This window comes from Mycobacterium pseudoshottsii JCM 15466, from assembly GCF_003584745.1.
GTDB classification, from domain to species: domain Bacteria; phylum Actinomycetota; class Actinomycetes; order Mycobacteriales; family Mycobacteriaceae; genus Mycobacterium; species Mycobacterium marinum.
The window spans coordinates 4,304,352-4,328,762 of record NZ_AP018410.1 but is presented as its reverse complement, the minus strand read 5'-3'; the positions used below and the strand labels follow the sequence as shown (position 1 = coordinate 4,328,762).

Annotated in this window: 18 protein-coding genes and 3 pseudogenes; 14 read left to right on the top strand and 7 right to left on the bottom strand. The window is 63.8% G+C overall.

Features of this window, described 5'->3' with window-relative positions; genetic code table 11:
* Positions 1–8: 8 nt before the first annotated feature.
* The 6 genes and pseudogenes from MPSD_RS19630 (at position 9) to MPSD_RS19600 (ending at position 7,405) form a co-directional block, all read left to right on the top strand.
* Complete coding sequence (locus MPSD_RS19630; protein ID WP_020786596.1) at positions 9–1,241, top strand: amidohydrolase family protein; 1,233 nt, start codon at positions 9–11, stop codon at positions 1,239–1,241.
* Positions 1,242–1,260: 19 nt separating this feature from the next.
* Positions 1,261–2,895: an acyl-CoA synthetase gene (locus tag MPSD_RS19625; protein WP_020786597.1), complete on the top strand. Its 1,635-nt coding sequence runs from the start codon at positions 1,261–1,263 to the stop codon at positions 2,893–2,895.
* Positions 2,892–3,728 carry an amidohydrolase family protein gene (locus MPSD_RS19620; RefSeq protein ID WP_086085495.1) on the top strand — a complete coding sequence of 279 codons (837 nt, stop codon included), beginning with the start codon at positions 2,892–2,894 and terminating at the stop codon, positions 3,726–3,728. Before MPSD_RS19625 ends, MPSD_RS19620 begins: the two co-directional genes overlap by 4 nt.
* Positions 3,725–4,788 (top strand): annotated as a pseudogene (locus MPSD_RS19615) (acyl-CoA dehydrogenase family protein). Before MPSD_RS19620 ends, MPSD_RS19615 begins: the two are co-directional and overlap by 4 nt.
* Before the next feature lie 14 nt (positions 4,789–4,802).
* Positions 4,803–5,984, top strand: coding sequence for an acyl-CoA dehydrogenase family protein (locus tag MPSD_RS19610; protein ID WP_036426420.1), 1,182 nt, complete (start codon positions 4,803–4,805; stop codon positions 5,982–5,984).
* A 218-nt stretch (positions 5,985–6,202) separates the two neighbouring features.
* Positions 6,203–7,405 carry an ISAs1-like element IS2404/ISMul1 family transposase gene (locus tag MPSD_RS19600; RefSeq protein WP_420811949.1) on the top strand — a complete coding sequence of 401 codons (1,203 nt, stop codon included), beginning with the start codon at positions 6,203–6,205 and terminating at the stop codon, positions 7,403–7,405.
* 16 nt (positions 7,406–7,421) lie between these two features.
* On the opposite strand, the pseudogene MPSD_RS28475 reads toward MPSD_RS19600, so the two are convergent.
* From MPSD_RS28475 to MPSD_RS19585, 3 genes and pseudogenes are all read right to left on the bottom strand, one after another.
* Positions 7,422–7,706, bottom strand: a pseudogene (locus MPSD_RS28475) (MFS transporter); the annotation flags it as partial.
* 89 nt (positions 7,707–7,795) lie between these two features.
* The gene (locus MPSD_RS19590; RefSeq protein ID WP_086085545.1) at positions 7,796–9,124 is read right to left on the bottom strand and encodes a cytochrome P450; all 1,329 of its coding nucleotides are present in this window, start codon (positions 9,122–9,124) and stop codon (positions 7,796–7,798) included.
* Positions 9,125–9,804: 680 nt separating this feature from the next.
* Entirely contained in the window at positions 9,805–10,626 is an 822-nt protein-coding gene (locus tag MPSD_RS19585) for a FadR/GntR family transcriptional regulator (protein WP_020726071.1), read from the bottom strand.
* Between the two features lie 97 nt (positions 10,627–10,723).
* Here MPSD_RS19585 and MPSD_RS19580 point away from each other — a divergent pair, with 97 nt between their 5' ends.
* From MPSD_RS19580 to MPSD_RS19565, 4 genes are all read left to right on the top strand, one after another.
* The gene (locus MPSD_RS19580; RefSeq protein ID WP_086085546.1) at positions 10,724–13,129 is read left to right on the top strand and encodes a CaiB/BaiF CoA-transferase family protein; all 2,406 of its coding nucleotides are present in this window, start codon (positions 10,724–10,726) and stop codon (positions 13,127–13,129) included.
* Positions 13,130–13,146: 17 nt separating this feature from the next.
* On the top strand, positions 13,147–13,338 hold the full coding sequence (locus MPSD_RS19575; RefSeq protein WP_011741528.1) for a ferredoxin: 192 nt from the start codon (positions 13,147–13,149) through the stop codon (positions 13,336–13,338).
* 536 nt (positions 13,339–13,874) lie between these two features.
* On the top strand, positions 13,875–15,050 hold the full coding sequence (locus MPSD_RS19570) for an aromatic ring-hydroxylating oxygenase subunit alpha (RefSeq protein ID WP_223161470.1): 1,176 nt from the start codon (positions 13,875–13,877) through the stop codon (positions 15,048–15,050).
* A gap of 64 nt (positions 15,051–15,114) precedes the next feature.
* A complete protein-coding gene (locus MPSD_RS19565; RefSeq protein WP_086085547.1) occupies positions 15,115–15,435 on the top strand; it encodes a hypothetical protein in 321 nt (106 codons plus the stop codon).
* Between the two features lie 113 nt (positions 15,436–15,548).
* Here the strand turns inward: MPSD_RS19565 and MPSD_RS19560 are convergent.
* Both MPSD_RS19560 and MPSD_RS19555 read right to left on the bottom strand, forming a co-directional pair.
* Positions 15,549–17,235, bottom strand: a pseudogene (locus MPSD_RS19560) (MDR family MFS transporter).
* Between the two features lie 27 nt (positions 17,236–17,262).
* Positions 17,263–18,474: a cytochrome P450 gene (locus tag MPSD_RS19555; protein ID WP_020726065.1), complete on the bottom strand. Its 1,212-nt coding sequence runs from the start codon at positions 18,472–18,474 to the stop codon at positions 17,263–17,265.
* Positions 18,475–19,208: 734 nt separating this feature from the next.
* On the opposite strand from MPSD_RS19555, the gene MPSD_RS19550 reads away from it, so the two are divergent.
* Genes MPSD_RS19550 through MPSD_RS19540 form a run of 3 tightly spaced genes read left to right on the top strand, consistent with a single transcriptional unit; the run spans position 19,209 to position 20,618 of the window.
* Positions 19,209–19,652 carry a nuclear transport factor 2 family protein gene (locus tag MPSD_RS19550; RefSeq protein ID WP_086085549.1) on the top strand — a complete coding sequence of 148 codons (444 nt, stop codon included), beginning with the start codon at positions 19,209–19,211 and terminating at the stop codon, positions 19,650–19,652.
* Positions 19,653–19,701: 49 nt separating this feature from the next.
* The gene (locus MPSD_RS19545) at positions 19,702–20,175 is read left to right on the top strand and encodes a MaoC family dehydratase (RefSeq protein ID WP_051153784.1); all 474 of its coding nucleotides are present in this window, start codon (positions 19,702–19,704) and stop codon (positions 20,173–20,175) included.
* On the top strand, positions 20,172–20,618 hold the full coding sequence (locus tag MPSD_RS19540) for a MaoC family dehydratase (RefSeq protein WP_020786650.1): 447 nt from the start codon (positions 20,172–20,174) through the stop codon (positions 20,616–20,618). The genes MPSD_RS19545 and MPSD_RS19540 overlap by 4 nt, the downstream gene beginning before the upstream one ends.
* On the opposite strand, the gene MPSD_RS19535 is transcribed toward MPSD_RS19540, so the two are convergent.
* Both MPSD_RS19535 and MPSD_RS19530 read right to left on the bottom strand, forming a co-directional pair.
* The gene (locus tag MPSD_RS19535; protein WP_020786651.1) at positions 20,590–22,080 is read right to left on the bottom strand and encodes an aldehyde dehydrogenase; all 1,491 of its coding nucleotides are present in this window, start codon (positions 22,078–22,080) and stop codon (positions 20,590–20,592) included. The genes MPSD_RS19540 and MPSD_RS19535 overlap by 29 nt on opposite strands.
* 126 nt (positions 22,081–22,206) lie before the next feature.
* Positions 22,207–23,349 carry an SRPBCC family protein gene (locus tag MPSD_RS19530; RefSeq protein WP_086085548.1) on the bottom strand — a complete coding sequence of 381 codons (1,143 nt, stop codon included), beginning with the start codon at positions 23,347–23,349 and terminating at the stop codon, positions 22,207–22,209.
* Positions 23,350–23,590: 241 nt separating this feature from the next.
* Here MPSD_RS19530 and MPSD_RS19525 point away from each other — a divergent pair, with 241 nt between their 5' ends.
* Positions 23,591–24,313: a DUF1906 domain-containing protein gene (locus MPSD_RS19525; protein ID WP_015356614.1), complete on the top strand. Its 723-nt coding sequence runs from the start codon at positions 23,591–23,593 to the stop codon at positions 24,311–24,313.
* Positions 24,314–24,411: the final 98 nt, after the last annotated feature.

The following is a 24,411-nucleotide window of genomic DNA, read 5'->3' as shown; positions in this document are numbered from 1 at the left end:
ATTCGGCGTTGCGGGAAGGACGATCATGGACAGCTTGGGTTACAAGGGGTTACAAGGCGATCGACGTCGACAACCACTACTACGAGCCCCTGGACGCGTTCACCCGGCATCTAGACAAGAAGTTCCGCAGACGCGGTGTGCAAATGGTTACCGACGGCCGGCACACTCAGGTGATAATCGGCGACCGGGTCAACCGCTTCATCCCCAACCCGACATTTGACCCGATCATCGTTCCGGGCTGCCTGGACCTGCTGTTCCGCGGCGAGATACCCGACGGCGTAGACCCGGCATCGCTGATGAAGGTCGAGAAGCTGGAACTTCGTCCCGAATACCGGAACCGGGATGCACGCGTCGTCGTCGTCGAAAGCCAGGGCATCGAGACGATCTTCATGTTCCCGACCTTCGGCTGCGGAGTCGAGGAGGCGCTCAAGGCGGACATCGAGGCCACCGCGGCATCGCTGCATGCGTTCAATCTGTGGCTGGACGAGGATTGGGGTTTCGACCGGCCGGACCATCGCATCATCGCGGCACCCATGATCTCGCTGGCCGACCCCGAGAAGGCGCTCCAGGAAGTCGAATTCGTGCTCGAGCGAGGCGCCCGGATGGTGCACGTGCGTCCGGCACCGGTACCGGGTGTCCCCAGGAACCGGTCGCTCGGTCACAGGTCGCACGACCGGGTCTGGGCTCGGTTGGCCGAGGCCAACGTTCCGGTGGCGTTTCACTTGGGCGACAGTGGCTATCTTGAGATTGCCGGAATGTGGGGAGGCAAGGAAACCTTCGAGCCCTTCGCGGCTCCGCCCGACCCGCTGGACAAGATCCTCGTCGACGACCGCGCCATCCACGACACCATGGCGTCGTTGATCGTCCACGGGGTCTTCGATCGTCATCCCACGCTGCGGGTGGCCAGCATCGAGAACGGCTCCGAATGGGTGCACAGGCTGGCCAAGCGTCTGAAGAAACTAGCCAATCAGCACCCGCGCTCGTTCCCCAACGACCCCGTCGATGCGTTGCGCGAGCATGTCTGGATATCGCCCTACTACGAGGAAGATCTCACGGTGCTGGCCGACAGGATCGGGGTCGACCGCATCCTGTTCGGCTCGGACTGGCCACACGGTGAAGGGCTGGAGTCGCCGCTGGCGTTCACCGAAGAGCTAACCGGATTCAGCCGGGCAGAGGTGCAAAAGATCATGCGTGACAACGCCTTGGACTTCCTCGGTGTCACGGTGGCGTCGGTCGCCTAGGTTTTCCGGAGTTGTGGCCGTGACCGAATGGACGATCGGCGCCGTGCTGGACGCTATCGCCGAGGTCGTTCCGGATCGCCCGATGACCGTGTGCGGCCCCCGCCGCACCAGCTTCGCCGAGGCGGCGCAACGAACCAGCCGGTTGGCAAGCTACCTCAACAAACAGGGGTTCGGGGCGCACCGCGCACGAGAGACACTGCAGCGGTGGGAATGCGGTCAGGATCGGGTTGCGCTGATCATGCACAACGACCTCTACCCCGACATGGTGATTGGTTGCTTGAAGGCACGCGTGGTCCCGGTCAACGTCAACCACCACTACTCGCCGCGCGAGATCGCGGAGTTGCTGGACTATGTCCGGCCACGGGGCATCATCTACCATCGCGCGCTGGGAGCGCGGTTCGCTGATCTGCTGCCGGCAGCGGGGGCCGACCTCCTGGTGTCCATCGACGACGGGAGCGGCGCCGCAGAACTTCCCGGTGCGCTCTCACTGGATGAGGTGGTGACCGCCGGTGCACCCAACTACCGGCCGACTGGATCACCCGACGATCTGATCATGATGTGTACCGGCGGCACGACGGGTCGGCCCAAGGGAGTCCTATGGCGACAGGGCGACATGTACGTCGCCTCGATGGTCGGTGCCGATCACGCCAACGTCGACGAGATCCATCAGAAGGTGCGTCTCGGTGGCTCACCTTGGTTCGCGGTTTCGCCGCTGATGCACGCGGCGGGCCTGTGGACCGCGTTTTCGGGTTTCCTCAGCGGGTTTCCGGTGGTGCTGTATGACGACCGCGCCAAGCTCGATGTCCGGTCGGTGTGGGCAACCGCCGAACGCGAAAAGGTTGGCATGGTCACGATGGTGGGCGATGCCTACGCCGGCCCACTGGTCGCGGAGCTGAGCGCTCACCCCTATGACTTATCTGCCCTGCAGGCGATCGGAACCGGTGGCGCGGCAACAAACCCCAAGTACAAACGCGCACTGATGGAGCGGCTGCCGCACGTCACGATCATCGAAGGCTATGGATCATCGGAAACCGGCAATATGGCGTTCGGCCACAGCCGCAATGGCATGGCGAGTGAGACGTTCGCGATGAGGTTCGGCGGAGCGGTCGCGTCGGCTGATCGCAGCAGATTCCTGCAGCCCGGTACGGCTGAGATTGGTTGGGCGGCCCGGATGGGCCGGATCCCGCTCGGGTACTTCAACGATCCAGAGGCCACCCGACGGACGTTCCCCGAGATCGAGGGTCATCGCGTCGTGATTCCCGGGGGCCGGGCCGCCATCGAGAACGATGGCACCATCCGACTTTTGGGGCGGGATTCGTTGGTGGTCAATACCGGTGGTGAGAAGGTCTTCGTCGAAGAGGTCGAGGAAGTCCTGCGTGGGCATCCCGACATCGCGGATGCGTTGGTCGTTGGGCGCGCCAGCCAGCGGTGGGGGCAGGAAGTGGTCGAGCTCGTCGCGGCGCGCCCCGGGGTGGATCTGGCCGGCGACGAGCGGGCGCTCTATGCCCTGTGCACTGCGAAGCTGGCCCACTTCAAAGCGCCCAAGGCCTTCATCTTCGTGTCGCACATTCAGCGTCTTGGCAATGGCAAGCCGAACTATCGCTGGGCCAAACAAGCCGCGGCCCAGCAGCTTCCGGTGGGGGGATCCGCATGACTGACAGGGCGATCGACTGCCTGGTGAACGTGCACTTCGGTGAAGCCGAGGCGCAGCCGAACTGGATGCTGAAGGTCCGCGACGACTACTTCAAGGGCCCCGACTCGATGTTCTCGCCGGTTGATCTGGCCCAGCTCCTCGACGTGATGGACGAACAAGGGGTACAACGAGCGATCCTGATGGACTCGTTGGCCAGTCCCTCGATCACCGCACGCAAGTTTGTTCAAGCCAAGCCCGACCGCTTTGCCCTGGCTATGGGAGGCATCAATCTGCTGCGCCCGGTGCGGCCGCTACGGGAACTCACCGCGATCGTTGGGGAACTACCAGTCGCCTATGCCGCGGTGGGGCCTAGCTTTTGGGGCGAAGGACAATACCCGCCCAGCGACGCCGTCCACTACCCGCTCTACGCCAAGTGCGCGGAACTCGAGCTAGCGCTGTGCATCAACACCGGGATCCCCGGGCCGCCCATCCCGGGCGAGGTGCAGCATCCCATGCATCTTGACCGGGTGTGCGTGCGATTCCCTGAGCTTCGGCTGTGCATGATCCACGGTGCCGATCCTTGGTGGGACGTGGCAATCCGGCTGCTGCTCAAGTACTCCAACTTGCGGCTGATGACGTCGGCTTGGTCGCCCAAGCGGCTGCCGGAGAGCCTGCTGCACTACATGCGGACGCGAGGCAAGAACAAGGTGATCTTCGCCTCCGACTGGCCGGTGCTGCGGATGCGCAGGGTGGTGCCCGAGGCGCGCGCGCTCGATCTGCCCGCCGACGTGTTGGCCAACTACCTCTACAACAACGCGCAAGAATTTTTCTTCGGGGAGGAGAGTGGGCGATGAACCGTTTCGAACTGCGCAGGTTGGACTACAGCTTGTCCGAGGACCACTTGGCGCTGCAATCGGCCTACCGGCAGTTTCTTGCGACCCATTGTCCGATTGAAACCGTGCGTGCCGCAGAGCCTTCCGGGTTCGACAAGAACCTATGGGAGCGGCTGTGCGCGATGGGCGCTACCACGATGGCGGTCCCCGAGTCCGCGGGCGGTGACGGTGCGACCCTGGTCGACCCCGCCTTGGTCGCCGAGGAGATCGGTCGTGCACTGGCCCCGGTGCCATGGATTGACCATGTCTGCGCGGCCCGACTGCTAGCCCGCTTTGGGACGCCGGATGCCGAGACCGCGGCCGTGACCGAAGGCAAACGGGTTGCCGGACTCGACGCCCGCATCGACAGCGGGTACGGCACCCGGCTGATCCCGACGGGCTCGATAGCCGACCACATCGTCGTTCGCGACGGCGACGCGATTGTGCTGCTCTCCTTCAGCAGTCGGCCGGCGCGGGTCGACAACATCGGCCGATTGCCCATGGCATGGATAGATCCCGGAACAGCCGATCTGCGCAGGGTACTCGCGCAGGGGCCCGATGCCCTCGCCAATTACCAACGTGTGCTGGATGAATGGCGACTATTGAGCGCCGCCGCCCTGGTGGGATTGGTCGAGGCGACGATGGAGATTGCGGCAGAGTTCGCCAAGACCCGCTACACGCTGGGAGTGCCGATATCGACATTGCAGGCCATCTCACATCCTCTGGCGAATATGGCCATCACGGTGCAGGGGGCCGCAACCTGGCTCGGCGCGCGGCCTGGTTCTTGGACAACGAACCCGAAGCGCGGCCGGAGTTGGGGCTCTCGGCGTTCGTCTTCATGGCCGAAGAGGCCGCGAAGGCGGCCACCATGGCGGTGCACATCCAAGGCGGCCTGGGTGTTTCGGCGGAGGCCGCTGCGACCGCATATCTGGTACGGGCCAGGGGATGGGCACTGGCCGGTGGTGATCCGGGCGTCACCGCCCGCCGAATCGCCGAGATCGTGGCCGGCCGCGAGAGTTCGGAACAGACCGCGGGAGTCTAGGACAGGAGTGGGCGATGGATTTCTCCCGAGTGCAGATTTCAGACGCGGACCGCGAGTTTCGGGAAACGGCGCGTAGCTTCCTGGCCACCCATGTCACCGAGGAGGTTCGCCGGCACGATCGTGAGACCGGCGACAACTTCCATGAAGGTCTGCATCTGGCGTTGGGCGCCGCAGGCTACTTGGCAGCGGAGTGGAAACCAGAGGCCGACGGCGGCTTCAGCCGGGTGCGGCGGCGCATCTGGGAGCTGGAAAAGCGGCGTGCCCACGTGCCGTGGGTGACTTGGGGGACCACCGCCATGGTGGCGCGCTCGGTCGCGAAGTTCGGTTCGCCCGAGCTTGTCGAAGAGGTGCTCCCCGGTGTCTTCAGCGGCCACGTCCGCATGTGTCTGGGGTACACCGAGCCCGAGGGCGGCTCGGACGTCGCGACCTGCAAGACCCGGGCGCTGCGCGACGGAGACAGCTGGCTGATCAACGGATCGAAAATGTTCACCACTGGAGCGCACAACTGCCAGTACGTATTCCTGATCACCAATACTGACCCGCAGGCGCGAAAACATAAGATTCTCACGATGTTTCTGGTTCCGCTGGACTCTGCCGGCATCGAGATTCAGGGTATCCGGACCGTCGACGGTGACCGAACCAATATCGTCTACTACAGCGACGTCCGGATAGACGACAAATATCGGCTCGGTGCGGTGAATGGCGGATGGACGGTTCTGCGTGAGCCGCTCAACGTCGAGCACGGCGCGGTTGCGGCGGCTCCCGATGGGCTGCAGGACACCTCGATCATGATGCACCAGGCCGGGTCCATGGCCGAAGCGGTCGACCGGGCCGCAAGCTGCGTGATGCGGCCAGACCCCGATGGACGCCGCCCCATCGACGACACTTCGGTGGCGTATCGGTTGGGGCGCAGTGTCGCCCGGATGGAGGCCGCATTGTCCGCCCCGAGCATTTTTGGCCGGGTCGCGATTGCCCAGACGATGCGCGACATTTCACCGGATCTGATGGACATTCTCGGCAGCGCCGCCGCACTACCGTTCGGGACCGATGGTGCGGTCGATGACGGCGGCGCCGAATACGTCTACCGTTGCGCCCCACTGGTCGGCATTTACGGCGGCACGCTCGAGGTGTTCCGCAACATGATCGCCCAGCACGTCCTGGGGCTCGGCAAACCGAGTTACCCGCACCGAACGTGAACAGGCTGCGATGGTAGCCGGTTATGAAATGGCACCGGATCGCTTGAGCTGATCGATGCGGTCCCAATCCATACCCAGGGCTCCGGCGTTGTTGATTAGCAGGCTTGTGAGCTGGGTTGATGATCTTTGGTGCCGCGCTATTGGGGCCGGAGTGTAGGCGCGGGCTATCTGGAGAACGATCGAGTTGGTTACTGTTCGTCGTTGGTCTGGAGTTGCCCGTGCCTACCGTTTCAGTATTGCGTGTGTCGTCGGTTCCAGAGGTGTTCGACTGCTGGAGTCCTGGTGAGCGCAGCGAGTTCATCGGATCGGAGTTTCTCGATGTGTTGGCCTCGGTGCCAGACCTGAGGGGCCCACGCGGTCGGAGGTATTCGCTGGTGGCTTTGTTGGCGATCGCGGTTCTGGCCACTGCCGCGGGGATGCGCGGCTATGCTGGTTTTGCCACATGGGCGGCCACCGCTCCCGATGATGTGTTGGCCCAATTAGGGGTCCGGTTCCGGCGGCCCAGTGAGAAGACCTTCCGCGCTGTTTTGTCTCGGCTAGACCCCGCCGACCTCAACGCCAGGATGGGCAGTTACTTCACTGCACACGTGGCTAGCAGCGACCCCAGTGGATTGGTGCCGATCGCGTTGGACGGCAAGATGCTGCGTGGTGCTTTACGCGCCAAAGCGACAGCCACGCATCTCGTGTCGGTGTTCGCCCACCGTGCCCGATTGGTGCTCGGTCGACTCGCTGTCGCCGAGAAAAGCAATGAAATTCCCTGCGTACGTGCCCTGCTCACGCTGCTGCCGGGTAGCTTGCGGTGGCTGGTCACCGTGGATGCGATGCATACCCAGGTCGTCACCGCGAAGTTGATCTGCGCCACCTTGAAGTCGCACTACCTGATGATCGTCAAGTCCAACCAAGCCAAAATATTTGCGCGTATCACCGCGCTGCCCTGGGCCGAGGTGCCCGCAGCCGCTACCGACGACTCCCGCGGCCACGGCCGTGTCGAGACCCGCACCCTGCAAATCATCACCGCTGCACGAGGAATCGGCTTCCCCTACGCAAAACAAATCATTCGGATCACTCGTGAACGCTTGATCACCGCCACCGACCAGCGCAGCGTGGAGGTGGTCTATGCCATTTGCAGCCTGCCGTTCGAGCACGCCCGCCCTACCGCGATCATGACCTGGATGCGTCAACACTGGGGAATCGAGAACAGCCTGCACTGGATACGCGACGTCACCTTCGACGAAGACCGTCAAAGGGCACATACCGGAAACGGCGCACAGGTCCTAGCAACGCTACGCAACACAGCGATCAATCTGCACCGCCTCAACGGCGCCGACAACATCGCCGAAGCCTGCCGGATCACCGCTTTGACCGCCAACCGCCGCCTAGACCTCCTCAATCCACAATTCCCCAGCTCACAAGCCTGCTAATCAACAACGCCGGAGCCCTGGGGCCGAACCGATCACCGAGCCGGCCGGTCGTTAGTAGCGGCACCGTGCTCGCCAGCAAGTATGCGCTGGTTACCCAGATCACTTTGCTGTAATCGGCGTCGAGGCTAACCTTGATGCTCGGGTTGGCGACCATGACGACGGTGATGTCGAAGCCGATCATGAACCAGCCGACCATCAATGCCCAGAGGGCATACCAGGGTTTCTGCGAGTCTGCCGGGCTTCCGAGGAGGGCCGATGTTGTTGATCTGGCGCGCCGCACGGCGTTGGATAACTGAACCATCGCAGTAATCGCCTCTCTTGGCCGCAGCTGTCTAGGGGTGATCCGCAGGGTTCGGAACTTGTTGAGAGCAAGCGGATGTCGCCTGCGGTCTAGTGGCGTCGGTGTACGACAATCTGCCCACCGTCCTTCGGCGTAAATGCAATCCCGCGGTTGTGCCAGCGCTCGTCAGGTGCCGCATTGGGTTCGATGGTGAAGTGTTGCAATACCGTGCGTAGCACCACGTCGATCTCCAGATTGGCTAAGGCAGCCCCGATGCAGCGGCGAGTCCCGCCACCGAATGGGATCCATCCGAGCGACGATGGCTTGCCCCCCATGTGGCGATGCGGATCGAAGCGCTCCGGGTCGGGAAAGACCTCGGGATCGGATTGAACTTGTTCGATATGAAGGTGGACCGAATACCCTTGGGGCAGAACCCATTGACCGAGCCGGTAATAGGGCGAGCAGAAGCGTCGAACTACTCGATCGACCGCCGGCCTGGTCCGCTGGACTTCCAGGATCGTCGCCTGCCGGAGGGCGCGACCGCCCCGGTCGGCCTCCTCAACCAGGGCCGCCAGCACATCGGGGTGCCGGCCCAACCGCTCGAACGCCCAGGTGAGCGTAGCTGCAGTGGTTTCATACCCTGCGGCCATCATTGTCAACAGTTCATCGACAATATCGTTGTGCGACATGGCCGAACCATCGTCGTAGCAGCTGCGCAGCATCAGCGCGAGCACGTCGGTTCGTTCGGCTAGATTGGGCCCGGTCCGAGCCGCTTCAACCAGTTTCTCGATGACGATCTCGCACTGGTGGCGCATTTCCGCCAGCCTTGCCCACGGACTGTAGCGGCCGTAGTCTCGTCTAGGCCTGGGCAGCAATGCGATCCGCAAGCCGAGAGTGACCCATGGCGGAACGAGTCGCCGTAGTTCATCGAGTTCGGCGCATTCGGGCCCGAAGAGGGCGCGCAAGATGCCACCTAGTGTGATTTGAGCCATCGCGGGCATGGCGGGAAACGACTGGCCCTCGGGCCAATTGGCGACTTCACGAAGCGTCTCGTCTTCGATGATGGACTCGTACGACTTCATGAGGTTGCCATGGAACAGCGGCATCAGTAGACGCCGGCGCTGCCGATGCTCCTCACCGTCCAGGGAGAAAATCAACCCCGGGCCGAACAGCCGGCCGAGATTGGGCTCGATGTTGCCCAGCTCCTCCGGGCTGGTGGCTAGGACTTGCTTAGCGAGTAGGGAGTCACCGACGACCACGATATGGCCATAGAGCGGCAAGTTGACCGAGAAGACTTTTCCGTAGCGGCGCGCCAATCGCAACAGCAGCCAACGGCGTAGTGCAACGTAGGTAATGGCCTGCAGCGCCTTCGGCATTCGGAACTCCGGGGGCAGCCTGACGGCGGGGGGTACTGCGGCGGCGGCAACTAGTTCGGTCATGGCTGCGCTCCGAGCGACTGGGAGGGGGGAGCCGGTCAACTCACGGAAGAACTATGAACTGCTAACACTGTTTCTATGGTTGTTAATTGTTTCTATTAATTGTCGGTTTCGTCAATGATGCGACATGTAGGACAAAAAGTGAACCCATCGAAAACTTTTCTCGGCTTCGCGCGCGAGGCATTGTCAGCTGGGGCGCGTGCTCCCCGCTCCGACCGGCTCGGTCATGGCAAGCCGATCATGGTCGCGGGGCAAATCCAGCCTCGAGTGTCCGCGACACCGCGACGGATTCCGAGATGCACTCCGCGGCAAGGGAATCAAAGAGGCCGATGTTGTCCTATCTGGGCAGATCTTGATGTGCTTCGCAACCACTCGATCGTGCCGTTGTGGCGCGGGTGGTCGGTGCCGGCGGCGCGCAGTTTGGCAGAAGTGTGGGTGGCTTCCCTGCCCCTGGGAGTTTCCTGTAGATCTCTTGGTAATGCCTGGCCATCCCGATGGTGTTTGGGTGGTGGCCAGGCAGGGTCAGACATTTTTGGGGTCGGTCGGCGCTGTTCGTCGTGGCGCATCAACCGCAGTTGCGATAGGAGCGGGCTTGGTCACCAGTCCTGAAGCCGTGATTGCCGCAGCGTGGACGAGTTGGTTCGGTACCGGTAGCCAACGCGGCTTCGCAGGGCGTCAGGATTTCAGGGACGGCGCATATCACGCGGGCGAGACAATGCCTGGGGCGAAAGCGCGTAGATGCGTTGTTCGGCGCGACCCGACAGGACGTAGGTCTGGGTGTCGGCCAGGTGCCGGCCGGCGATGCGTCGGGCTCGGTCCACGTCGCCTTCGGCGATCGTCTCGGTGAGCTTGATGTGCGTATTGAGTACCGCGCGGCGTTTGGCCAGTGACGGGTAGGTGCCGCGGGCCGCGCTCTCGTCCGCCCATTGCTGTTCGTGACTGGTCCACAGCGTCTCCAGGCTGCCGACCACCGCGATGATGGTGTGGTTGCCGCAGCCGCGCACGATGAGGTCGTGGAACTGCCGGCCGATCTCGGTGAACATCGCGCCGTCGTCGAGGTGCTCAGACATGGCTTCGTTGACCCGTTTGAGTTCGGGCACCAGCGTGTCGGCCCGGTCGGGCCGCTGCGCCGCCAGTGCGGCACAGGCAGGTTCGAGTTCCTGCAACGCCGCGCCGAGGTCGCTCACGGCCACGGACTCGCTCTGCAGGAGCAGCCCAAGCATGTAAGCGGCGCTGGTCTTGGCCGGTGCGTGCACGACCGCGCCGCCACGATTGCCCCGCCGAACCGAAACCAATCCCTCGGTTTCCAAGATCCGCAGCGCTTCTCGCAGGGAAACCAGACTGACGTTGAACTGTTCGACCAGCACTTCCTGGCGTGGCAGCAGGTCGCCGTCGGCAAGCTCGCCGTCGATGATCTGCCGGCGCAACTCGTCGGCTACTATTTCGGCAATTCTCGGTGCTGACAGTCTGCGTCGGGGGTCAGGGCCAATACCCAAGGCGGTCATCCGGTCCTCGCGCTAGGCAACAGGGGGAGCGCACGGCCGCTGGCTCCGCGAACTCGATTTGCTTAGCTATCTTAGCAGTGATGGCATAGATAGAACTATGCTCGGCAGCGTGAGTCATGGGTCTGAGGGCCGACCAACCCCGCTGGACAAGTTGCACGTACTCGAGATCAGTGACCGCATGGCCGGTAGCTATTGTGGCAAGCTGTTGGTTGATGCGGGCGCCCATGTGCGCAAAATTGAACCGCCACAAGGTGATCCGCTAAGGACCTACTCGGCGAGCTGTGCTCCGGTGCCAGAAGGTGCGCCAGCCGCACCGTTGTACTGCTATCTCAACGCCGGCAAGCAGAGCCTGACCCTGGCGCCGGATTCGCAGCGCTACCGCGCCGAGCTGGCCGCAGCAGACGTTCTGATCGTCACCGCCGGGCGCTCGCAGGCCGGGGGGCTGGGCATCGATCCGGTGCAATTGCTTGCTGACTCGCCGCAGGCCATCATCGTCACGATCTCCGACTTCGGCTGGGCCGGTCCGTTCGCTGAGCGTGCCGCTAGCGAGTTCACCCTGCAGGCGTGGGCGGGCTCGCCTGGCTTTCGCGGTGATCCGGCTGGACCGCCCATCTCGATCGGCGGAGACCTGGGCGAGTACATGGGCGGCGCGTTCGCCGCATTCGGTGCGCTGGCTATAAGTCGCCGTGTCGAACGTGGCGGTCCGGGGGAGCACCTTGACTTGTCGATGCTCGAGGCGATGGCGCTGATGCAGAGCAGCGAATGGCTGCATTCGCAGCTGCTGCAGGTTCCGTCGGTTCGACGCACCCTCGAGGTCCCCTCCATCGTGCCCGTCAAAGACGGTTACGTCGGCATCACCATGGTCACCGGTCAGCAGTGGCTCGACTTCTACGCGATGGTGGAATGCCCCGAACTGGAAGATATTCCGCAGTTGCGCTTCCAGATCGGCCGATGGGAATACCGGGACCTGATCCGAGAATCGATCGGTCCCTGGATGGCCGAACGAACCGTCGAGGAGATCGTCGAACTGGGACAGCTCTTCCGGCTACCCATCGCGGCGTTGGGCAACGGTGCCACCATCCGCAACATGGACCACATCACCGCGCGTGGGGTCTTCGTGGAAAATCCCGCGGGCTTTCACCAGCCTCGCCCGCCGTGGTTGATGTCGCGCTGCGCCCCGGCGCCGGTTGGACGCACCGCTGCGCCCGGTGCGGACGTCGACGACGAGCCCCGCTGGTCCGCGGCCGAATCCAAGCCCAAGCCGGTAGACCAAGGCCTGCCGCTGGAGGGGGTTCGCGTCATCGATCTCACCGCTTTCTGGGCCGGCCGCGCCGCCACCCACCTGCTGGCGGCGTTCGGAGCCGACGTCGTCAAGATCGAGTCGATTCAGCGTCCGGATGGCATTCGCTATTCGGGGGGCATGCGCACCGACGTGGATGACTGGTGGGAATACGGCTGGGTGTTCCATGCAATGAACACCAACAAGCGTTCGGTAACACTGGATTTGGGCTCGGTTGAAGGTCGCGGTCTGTTCCTGAGGTTGATCGCCGATGCCGATCTGGTTATCGAGAACTTCTCGCCGCGGGTAATGGACCACTTTGGTCTCAGCGCCGACGTGCTGCTGCAGGCCAATCCCAAACTTGTTGTCGCCAGGATGCCGGCGTTCGGACTGGACGGCCCGTGGCGCGAACGGGTCGGGTTCGCTCCCACCATGGAACAGATCGGGGGCCTGACCTGGTTGACCGGATTGTCCGACGCGCCACCGGTAACGCCGCGGGGAGCCTGCGACCCGCTGGCCGGTGTCCATGCCGCTTTTGCAGTGCTTGCCGCGCTGAGCTTTGCCGACCGAACCGGGTTGGGTCAACAGGTCGAACTGCCGATGGTCGAAGCGGTACTGAACACCACCGCAGTTCAGCCCATCGAGTTCGAGATGTTCGGGACTACCCTGGGCCGAAGGGGTAATCGTGGCCTAGGCGGGGCGTTGCAGAACATTTATCGCTGTGCCGGTGACGACGATCATTGGATCGCGGTCAGCGTGTGCGACGACCGGCAATGGCGGGCACTGGTTGACCTGATGGATGATCCGCCGTGGTGCGATGCGGGCTTATCTACCGCGGCCGGGCGGCGAGATCGTGCCGACGAAGTCGACGGCATGTTGCGGGAATGGTTTGCCATCCAGCCGCGGGACTCGACAGTGGAATTATTGGCCGCAGCCGGTATTCCAGCCGCGCCCGTCGTGTCGCCTTCGTCGGTGACCGAAAACCCGCAACTGCGCGGCCGCGGGTTCTTCGAGGGGCTGCTCCACCCACGCACCGGCCCGATGCTCTATCCCACGCCGCCGTTCGCCCGGCTGGCCGGCCAGAGCGAATGGTTACGGCGCCCGCCGCCAACATTGGGCCAGCACACCAAGGAGATCCTGCGGGATCGGTGCGGGCTGAACGAGCACGAACTGGAGCGACTCAGGGCCGGTGAGGTAATCGGGACCCGCCCCAAGGGCGTCTGATGGCAAAGGAGTAGCCGATGCGAGTGATCGTTGACGAGACCTTGTGTGAGGCGAATGGATTCTGTGAATCGCTCGCCCCGGACATCTTTGCGCTCGGAGATGCTGACGTGGTGCAGATCGCCGATGGCCCGGTGCCTGCGGATCGTCAGATCGATGTGCACGCTGCCGTCGACCAATGCCCGAAAGCCGCACTGCGGCTCATCGACTGACGTCCGAACTACCGTGCGCCCGGAGCGGCCGCATCGCAGTCATTGAAGGTGCTCCGAGCTGGGTGAAGCGCAGAGTTGGATGACTCCGCACCCTGGGGGGGCTTGGCGGCACTCGATACGCGAAACCCGGCATGGATTGATCTCATCGCCCTCGCGCCCCCGTAGGGCAGGTGCAGACTTTGCCGCCCGTACCTTCAAACTCGGCCACATCAGACACATGTCGCTGCCGCTCAGCGGGAGTCGAAAAGCGCTGACGGTACCAACGTCTGCAACTGCGGTGCCTCTTGGGCGGTTGCCAAAGAAGGGGGCGCCATCGGGGGCTGTAGGCCGGCAAGGTGGCGCTGAGCCGATTCCGAAACGGATTGCTGCACAGTGGTAGAGAACCGAGAGCCGGACGCGCGAGAGTGAATGACTCCGCCGCGCCGCGCGGCGCCGGGGCCTACCCTGTTCGGACAGCGGCCTTGCCCGGTCCGCTCCCGCGTTGACGTGTGGTGCCTAAAATAGTAAAAATAGGCATGGTCGTCGGACCACGAAGCATGAGCGCGGCTCGGTTGCCGCTTGGCCGCCTGGGAAACGGAGGCCTTGTGGCGCCTTCCACCTCGAACTCGGCCTCAAACTCGGCCGAAGAACTCTCCGAACAAGAATTCGGTCCCTCCGGCATCGCGCTGTCGCCGTACCGGTTCCCGACGGGGTGGTTCATCGTGGCGTTCTCATCCGAGCTGGGTGCCGGCGAAGTCAAGCGAGTGCACTATTTTGGTGAAGAGCTGGTGTTGTTCCGCACCGCGTCGGGACGGGTGCATGCGCTGGACGCCTACTGTCAGCACCTAGGCGCGAACCTGGGCGTCGGCGGCACCGTCGAGGGTGAACACATCGTCTGCCCATGGCACGGGTGGCAGTGGCGCGGTGACGGCACCAACGCGCTGATTCCCTACAGCAAGATCGGCTGCAAGAAGAACGTACGAATCCGCAGCTACCCGAGCATCCAGTGGTACGGCTTTATCCTGGTCTGGCAGGAGCGCCACGGCCGGCCGCCCTACTGGCAGCCGCCAGTGCTGCCCGAGCTGGAAACAAATGAGTACTACCCGTTGCACCCACATACCCGGATGCTCAACCGGGTCAAGGTGCATCCGCAGATGATCATCGAGAACGCCGCGGACCCCTACCACGTTCAATACGTGCACAAGGCGGCCAGTCCCGCCAACACGGCCTCGTTCGAGGTCTCCGGCTATCACCTGCACGCGACAGTCAATGCGAACTTCGGCGGCGGACGGACCAAGACATGGCTGACCCCGAATGGCCCGGTTGATGCGAAGATCGTCTACGACAACTATTCACTGGGCCTCGGCATTGTGCGCTTTCCAAGCGAATTGGTGGCCACCGTTCAAGTCACCGGACAGACACCGGTCGACGAGGACTACACCGACTACTTCTACACCCAGGCTTCCATCCGCGAACCCGGCGACGCCGGCGACGTACCGACCGGTCGCGCCGCAAGGTTCCTGGCGCTGCAGCAGGAAGTCATCAAACAAGACTTCTTCACCTGGGAGAACATGAAATACCTGGAGAAGCCGAACCTGGCTCCCGAAGAGGCGCGCGACTATGCCGCCCTTCGTCGCTGGGCGCACCGCTTCTACCCGGGGGCGCAAACCTCGCCCGCCGATTTCGGATACACCGCCGACGGCCTGCCCGATTCGGCCGCGTCGAAAGCCTGATCGGCAGCTGAGCGGGCCCTTCGGTCCGTCTGATCTCGGAGTCGATCGCTTCACGGTCCCGGCGGTGCGCGACCGGTGTGCGGCACGGCCGAATCCGAACTTCGACGTCCGGATCGTCGACGACGACGGCACCGGACTGCCTACCGGCATGGTCGGTGAGATTGTCTGTCGGCCCGGCTACCCCAACGCGATGAGCGCGGGGTACCTACGTCAGCACAGCGGCTTCGGGTTGCACATTGCCCCGCACCCGGACGGGTTTCACATCGGCCCCCCGGACCGCGAGAAGAAATGCCTCAGGCAGTACATCGTGACGATAACCTGGTGGTGTTCTGGCGCCGGCTGGGCTGCCCGCCTTCTGCACGGCACGCATGCGCTAGGGGATTGAACCCAGGGCCTGGGATCGCGACAAAATGGCTACATCCTCGGCCGATGAGTTGGTGTGCCGCGCAGTAGTATCGACAAGCGCCACCAAGGCATGCAGGTGACGGTGGGCCGGGACTATCGAACCGGCCCCATGGCGGGATCAACACCGAAATCCGGCTCCTTGCCCGGCGCGCCTACGGATTCGCCGGTGTCCAAGTCGCCCTCGAGCTTGTTCTGCTGACCCGACCCATCGCCGGGCGGCACGCGTGCGTCGTGGTCCCTGTTGTGGATATCGCGCAACGGGACTTCGCGCATGAATAAGGCCAAGACGAAACCAATGGCGGCGACCGGTGCCGCGCAAAGGAATACCTGGGCTAGTGATCCGGCGTAGGCGTGCACGATCGGCGCCTCCACGGCAGGGGATTGTCGGTGCAGCGCTTCGGGGGAACTAGCCACTTCGGTGGCCGCGCCGGTGGCCGTCAGCGCCGAAGCCAGCCGCGAGTTGAGGAAGTTGACGAACAAGGAACCGAAGATGGCGGCCCCGAACGAGCCGCCGATGGTTCGGAACAGGCTAACGCCAGAGGTCGCAACGCCCAGGTCTTCGAACTCCGACGTGTTCTGCACGATGATTACCAGCACCTGCGAGGACATCCCGATGGCGGACCCTAGGATCAGCAGGTAGACCGAATGCACTGCCGCAGTGGTCGATTCGTCCATGCGAGACATCAAAAGAAACGCGAGTGTCATCAGCGCCGTGCCCAGGACTGGAAAGATCTTGTAGCGGCCGGTGCGCCCCACCATGCTGCCGCTACCGATGGACGTGATCAACATGCCGATCGCCATCGGCAGGATGCGCAGTCCCGAGGCGGTTGCCGAAACGCCGTTGACGTACTGCATGAATGTTGGCACGAAGATCAGTGCGCCCAGCATCGCGAACCCCACGACGAACCCCAGCACGCAGCACACGCTGAATACCGGCGCGGCGAACAGGCGAATTGGCAGAATGGGCTGCGCGGCGGTGGTTTCCACCCAGACGAACACGGCTAGAGTCACGCCGGCAGCCGTGAACAGACCAATGATGGGCGCCGATCCCCACGCGTAGACCGACCCGCCCAAACTGGTAGCCAGGGTCAAGGCGGCGAGGCTCAAGCCAATGAACATGATTCCGGCATAGTCGATTACGGGTCGGGTTGTCGCCGCCAGCGCCGGGATCGCCGCCGTCGCTACGCAGATCACCACCGCCGAAACCGGGAGGTTGATCCAGAATGCCCACCGCCAGCTCAGGCAGTCGGTGAAGTAGCCCCCGAGCAACGGGCCGCCGATCGTCGCGATACCGATTACCGCGCCGAGGATCCCCTGATACCGACCCCGATCTCGAAGTGGCACCACCTCACCGATCAGGGCGATAGCGGTGACGGTGATGGCGCCTCCGCCGACGCCCTGTAAGGCACGGGATGCGACCAGCATGGTCATCGACTGCGTCAGCCCACACGACACCGACCCCGCCACAAAGAGCAGCACGGACTTGAAATACCCTCTTGCGTCCGAACATATCGCCGAGCTTGCCGACCAGCGCGGTGGCGATCGTAGAGGCCAGCAGGTAGCTGGTGACCACCCACGATTGGCGCCCCGCCTCTCCCAGGTCGGCAACGATGGTTGGCAACGCGATGGCGACGATGGTCTGATCCAGGGACGAGAGCAGTATTCCCAACACGAGCGCCACGAAGATGAAGTTGCGCCGCCTCGGGGTGATCAGCGCCCTGCCGGCCGCGAGATCGGTGGTCGGCGTGGCCGCGGCGACGGTGGCTCTCGGGCGCATCATGGCAGCCTCTCGGTCGTCGTCAGGGTGTCACCAACGCACTGGCAGCGACAGCATGCCCTCGTTCATCATCCCGGTACGAACCTTCAAGTCGTTTACATCCGCCGCGAGTTCGAGTGTCGGCACCCGGGTGACCAGACCGCGAAGCAGCGACTGCATCTCGCAACGAGCCAGCCAGGCCCCCGGACACAGAAACCGGCCGTGGCCGAAACTGACATGCCGATTCTCCGACCGGTCGACCAGGAACTCGTCTGGGTCGTCGAAGAAACGGGGGTCGCGGTTGGCCGCAGTAGTACTGACCGCAATCGTCGTTCCCTTCGGGATCACCGCGTCGTCGAGTTCGATGTCCTCGACTGCATAACGGAGAGCACCGAGGTTGGACGGCGGCAGGTAGCGCAACACCTCCTCGACCGTCGGCTCGATCAGTTTGGGATCGGCAACCACCCGGCCATAGCAACCCTTGTGCAGCAGTAGACCGATCATCCGGGAGATCATCACCCAGGTGGAGTCGATGCCGGCGGCGAAGAGGGCCTGTGCGAGGTAGACCAGTTCGAGGTGACTGAGCTGCCCGTCGTCGACGTCGGACACCGCGACTAGATCGCTGAAGAAGTCGCCCGTCGGCTCGGCCCGCCGTTTCTCGGCCAGCTCGCAGATGAACGCCGCGAACTCCTGCTGGCCGGCGGCCATTTCCTCGGCCGTGTGGAGCGAGAGGCTGAACAGCCGCTCCGCCCAGTATTGGGCGCGGTCGCCCTCGCCCGGTGGAAAGCCGAACATCTCGCCGATGATCTGCCGCGGCAGTGGGCGGGCGAGGGCATCGACGGCGTCGGCGGGCATCGGCCCGGCCAGCATTGCGTCCAGGAGCTCATCGACGATCGTGACGATCCTCGGCCGCAACTCTTCGATTCGCCCCCGGCGCAGTGCCTTGGCGAACAGCCGGCGGATCCGGGTGTGATTGGGCGGGTCAACCAGCGTCGAGACGAACTCCAGCTCGAGCATGTTGAGCTGGGTGGTCGACAGCCTGGCGGCGTCCGCGCGGTACATGTTGCGGCTGACTCGAGGGTCGTCCAGCACTCGCTTGGCATCGTCGTAGCGGGTGACGACAACCGCCGGGTCGCCGCTGGGAAACCGCACGTCGGCGACCGGGCACCGCTGCCGGAGTTTGCCGAGATCCCGAGGCGCCGACAACGCGTCCGGCTGAGTGAATGGGTAGTCCGTTGCAGTATTGGTTTCAGGATAGGCCAAAATGTCACCCCTTCAAATCTTGAGACGGATATGTCGGTCTTGGGACGAATATGTCGATCCAGAACTGACTGCGAAATGGCGTTCAGAATATGAGTGTCGCTGATATGCGAATCTATTCCATGCAACAACCCGCTGGCAAGGGATTGCGATTATTTCCCAGAGGGGGCGGACAACGTGCGGCGGCGCGCCTCAGGGGCTGGCGTAGTCCCTCGGCCGGTGTGACTTCGTTATCCACTGCAACAACGTTTTTAGCATCAACGGTCTGGTTGTTCAGCCCCGGAGTCCCGCTTGTGAACACGTTGTTAATTGTCGGTTGTGCATTGTGCATAGTGCACTGTTTGTGAAACAAGACTGTGCACTGTGCACTGTGCACTGCTTATGTCTCATTCACCGTGTCAAATAATTTGACTGCTATACGCTCGCGCGTTTGGCGATGGTCATGCCTGGAATGTGAATAGATGGTGACCGGCTAGGCGAATCCCGGGCGCCCGGATCTGATGATGGATGGTTGTGGACTCGGATTTACGCTCGGGCCGGGCGGGGTGAACCGGGGCTTTGCCGGGCTTGTCATGCCGCCTGGTGTAGCGCGGCCTGCCACGGTGTTGCTGAGTCTTACCTCTGGCGGGGGAGCGGCATTCCGTCGGGTCGCTGCGGCCACTGCCGCGGCCAGTGATTTGGGTTACTGTTACGTCAGTTGGAGCTGTTGTTTCCCGCGAGTGCGGCTGGAGAGCAAGATGACCATGTCCTATCAGGAACAGCAACTGCTGCAGGCCGCGACGGGCCGTGCTGCCATCCTGGATCTGACCGCCCGGCACAACCGCGCCTACTCCGATGGCGACCGTGACGGCTGGATCGCTACTTTCCGTCATTCCGGGGCCAGCTACACGCGTGATGGCGAGTCATTCACCGACCTGCGGGCCGCCTTCGATGGTGGTGATGGTCAACGCCTGGTCAGTCTCGACCACGAGGTTCAGGTGGGCGGGGTCAACGCGGTTCAGCGCTGTGTTGCTGTGCTTTTCGCGGCTTTGCATGGTGACACGAACCTGCGGGCAACCGGGATCTTCCGGGATAAATTGGTCTACGAGCGCGGTGGCTGGTACTTCACTTCCCGTGTGCTCGAGTGGGATTCGGTGCCCAGCCGTCACCGTTGGTCATGTAGACGGCGTGGCTCCCGGTAGCTAGGTGGGGTACCGACTGGCCTTCGGCACCTACCAGGACGCACTGCAGATGGTCGGCACTGCGAGCCCGCCACGAACCGCGGCCACCGCGGTCAGCGGAGCGCGTATCCAGCTGTTCGCCGCCCTCGTTCACGACGGTAACCGCTCGTACTGGGATGAGGACTATGCGCGGGCGCACTGGGGAGGCCTGCTGGCTCCGCCGGCACTGCTGATGGGCTGGCTGACAACTCCGCCCTGGCAGCCCGCGGAGCGGGACTCGGCAGGGTCGTTGGCGCTGCGAGTGCCGTTGCCGGGAACCGCATTTATCAACGCGGCAAACGATGTCGAGTTTCTGCAGCCCATCGTGGAGGGGGACCGTCTCTGCGTAGTCGAGGAGCTGGTGTCGGTTTCTCCGGAGAAGCGAACGCGGCTTGGCGTCGGTCATTTCGTCGAAACCCTGGAGACTTACCGGCGCCAGGACGCCGTGGTGGTCGCCAGGTCGCGGAATACCTTGTTTCGCTTCACCCCCGGGCCATCGTCATGACAAGTTCGGAGCTGCATTGGGACGAGATCAGCGTTCCGTTCGACCTGCCCGAGGTCGTTGATGAGATCAGCTACCAGCGTGTGGTGGAGAACGCCGGGGCGACATGGGACTACTTTCCCGGCCACTTCGATCCGGGCTATGCCCGGGATCAGGGCAGCCCGACGATTTTCGTCAACACCATGCACCTGGCCGGATTCGCCGACCGGATCGCGACGGACTGGGCGGGGCCGGCCAGCCGAGTAATACGTCGCCGGATGCGATTGACCGGGTCGATCTATGCCGGTGACACGATGGTGGGCCGCGCAAGGGTGATGGCCAAACGGCGTGACACCAGCGTTGACCCGCCGCAGTACCTCCTAGAGATCCAGATCGAGGTCCAAAACCAGCACGGCGCGCTGTGCTGTCCCGTCGAGATCACCCTGCAGGTTCCTCAAAGCCCTTGAGTGGTGGCATTTTTCCGCTACACAGCACCGTCTGCAGCTCGACGTATTCGGCAAGCCCCTCGGGTCCGAACTCACGCCCGATGCCCGACTGCTTGAACCCGCCGAATGGTGCGCTGATGTCCAGCGTGTACATGTTGATGCCATAGGTGCCGGTACGCACCGCCGCGGCGATTTCGAGTCCGTGCGCGGTATCGGCGGTCCACACCGAACCGGCCAGGCCGTAGTCGCTGTCGTTGGCGATCCGGATCGCGTCCTGTTCATCCCGGTAGGTCAGGACAGTCAGGACCGGTCCGAATATCTCCTCCCGGGCGATGCGCATGTCGTTGGTGGCGTCGGTGAACAGGGTGGGCCGCACATACCAGCCGCGGTCCTGTGGGTTGTCCTGGCCGCCGAGCACGATGCGTGCGCCTTCCTGCTGACCGGAGCGAATGTAGTCACGAACCCGACGTTGTTGTCGCTGCGCGACCAGGGGCCCGACGTCGGTCTTCTCATCGGCGGGATCGCCGACCTGCAGCGCCGACATCATGTCGGCCAGGGCGTCGACGACTTCGTCGTGACGGCGTTCGCTCACCAGGATGCGGGTCTGAGCAACGCAGGCCTGCCCGTTGTTCATCAATCCTGCTGTTTTCAACCCGGCGACGGTCTTGCCGACGTCGGCGTCGTCGAGGATTATCGCCGCGGATTTTCCGCCCAGCTCCAAGCTCACCCGTTTGAGTCCTTCGCCGCACAGGGCGGCGATCCGACGGCCCGTGGCGCTGGACCCGGTGAACGCGATCTTGTCGACCCCGGGATGGCGAACCAGCGCCTCGCCGACCGTCGGTCCGCCGGGAAGCACCGATACGACGCCCTCGGGTAGCTTGATCTGTTCGATCATCTCGGCTAACCACAAAGCGTCCAAGGGGGTTTCGGGAGCCGGCTTGATGATCACGGTGCAACCGGCGATCAGTGCGGGGATCAGCTTGGGCATGATGAGGAATTGCGGCACGTTCCACGGCACAATCGCCCCGACTACCCCGACCGGGGCCCGACGCAGGTGCGCCTGTCCGCGTATTCCCTGGCGCCGCTCCACCCAGGGGAAGTTGCGGCCCGCCGCCAGTGCCAGCTGCATCAGGCCCGCTGCTCCGGCCGCTTTGCCCAGCCTGCTGAAACTGTGCGGCGAGCCCATTTCCGCGGTGATCAGGTCAGCCATGTCATCGAGGTGGCTCGCGTAGATCGCGGCCAACTCTTCGACTTTGCGTATCCGCTCACCCGGATCCAGCCGTGGCCACGGACCGTAGTCGAAGGCGCGCCGGGCGGCGGCCACGGCCGCCTCGACTTCGTCGGGGCCAGCCGCCGGGGCCCGCCCAATCGCCTCCTCCGAGTGTGGGGAAATCACGGTGATCGGCTCCGCGATGGTGGGTTTGCGCCAGCGTCCACCGATGAACAGCTCGTCAAACGAACGGTGCGTGGAATCGGCCGTCATCGGGGCACCACCTCGGGGCAGGCGACGGTAACTTCGCTATTCATGCTAACATAGCGAAAAAGCGGCTCCGGGCTGCCAGGGGAAGCCAGTCATGGCGGCCCGCGCGGTACTGGGGACGGCTGCGGCTCAGCCGGGTGTCTCGAGGGCCTGTGCCCAGGTGATGTGGCGATGCTGTAGCCCGGGCTCGTTTCGCCCAAACACCAATCGTTGCCGGGCACCGGATTCGAGGTTGGTCTGCAGCGTTTCGGCCAGCCGATAGTCCTCATCGCGCACGGTTGCGTGCGCGTAATCGAAGACGGCCTGAGCGCCGGTGGCGACGGATTCGTCGGAGAGGTCCAACGGAGTCGAGTTCTGGTGCACCGTAATAGAGCTGCCAGGCCGGTCGCCCGGATAAATGCGGAACAGCTCGCCGTTGGCGATGGTGACCGACAGTACGACGTTGGGGAACAGGGCGTAGATCACCACCATGTGGTGGAACGGGTCCCACTGGCCCTCGGGGACGTTCTCCAGTTCCAGGATTGTGTTGAGCGGGAAGATCAATCGGTGGTGCGGTCCGTACGAGTCGAAGACGGTGCAGTTGCTGCGCGCAATGGTGGCGAAGGTCCGCCGATGCACCGTGGCGAAGTGATAGTTCTCCGCGAAGGTATCGGCGGCAAGTTTCCAGTTGATGGGCGAACCGAGCACCTTCTCGCCCAATGGAGACCACCGGCCGATGCCCCACGACTGGAGCTCGCCGGCGAGGGGGCCCAGATGTGCGGGGACGTCCAGCCTCGCGGCGGGATGTAATGACACCCAGAGGAACCCGGCGAACTCGGTGGCCGGAAGTTCGGTCAGTCCGTCGGACCCCACCGCGATCCCGGGGAACCCTTCACGGCCCGGCAGCCCGACTAGGCGTCCGCCATTGTCATAGGTCCACCCGTGATAGGGACAGGTAAACCGCAGTGCGGTACCGCAACCCGTCGCCACCCGGGACTGTCGATGCAGGCAGACGTTGTCGAAGGCCCGGACCGCCCGATCGGCAGCCTGGGTCAACAGGATGGATCGGCCCATGATCGTCTTGGTGCAGTAGGTGTCGGGACCGGGTAGTTCGGATGAGTAGCCGACCAGCTGCGGGCTGTCGAGCACCATGGCTCGGTCGCGCTCGTGTCTGTCCAGTGACGTGTACTCGCGCGCGTCGACGGCGTGCTGATGCGGGGCGAGGTCGGTGGTCTTGTCTCGGGCGAGTTTCAACGCCCGTCGGGTGAGGTCGATGAGCTGATCGCGATCCATCAGATCCCCCGTTGCAGTCGAGCCAACCGAGCCAGCTGCAGCCGTAGCAGTAACTTTACTAACTTTATAGTGAAAGCGAATCCGTGCCAACGATGCCCGGCGGCGCCGGTGCTGGTGCGGTCGGGCGCGCTGGTGTGAATCGGCCCCGCGGGCTCGCGATGGCGAGGATGCGGCGATGTGATGCAGATGTGATGGTTGTGGCCAATGTGTCACGTGTTACTTGTGAAGTAATCTGGGGCATGTGTCGGTTTCGCGGCGTCAGGTGCTCAAATTCGCGGCGGCGACGCCCGGGCTGGTAGGCCTGGGGGCTGCTGCCGCGTCGTTGCGCGCTGCGCCGGTGTCGGCGGCGTCGCTGGGCACCCTGCTGGACTATGCCGCGGGCGTCATTCCGGCCAGTCAGATCAGGGCGGCCGGCGCGGTCGGGTCGATCCGGTATGTCTCCGACCGTCGGCCCGGCGGAGCCTGGATGCTCGGTAAGCCGATCCAAATCGGTGAGGCGCGCGATCTGGTCGGTAATGGGCTCAAGGTCGTCTCCTGTTATCAGTACGGGAAGGGGAGCACCTCGGACTGGCTGGGTGGCGCTGCCGCGGGCGTACAGCACGCCAGGCGGGGCGTGGAGCTGCACACGGCGGCCGGCGGCCCGCCAAGTGCCCCCATCTATGCCTCAGTCGACGACAACCCGTCTTATGAGCAGTACAAGAACCAGATAGTTCCGTATCTGCGGGCCTGGGAGTCGGTGATCGGCCATCAGCGCACCGGTGTGTACGCCAACTCGAAGACGATCGACTGGGCGGTGCGCGACGGCCTGGGCTCCTACTTCTGGCAGCACAACTGGGGCTCGCCGAAGGGATACACGCACCCGGCCGCCAATTTGCACCAGGTCGAGATCGACAAGCGCAAAGTTGGCGGAGTCGGCGTGGACATCAACGAGATCCTCAAGCCCCAGTTTGGGCAGTGGGCCTGACCTTCGGCCTAGCCACCCCTTGGGTGGCCATCACTCCAGCAAACACTTGTTCGCTCGCTGGGCAGCGCCGTCCGCGCCGATGCCCACGCGCTGAAACG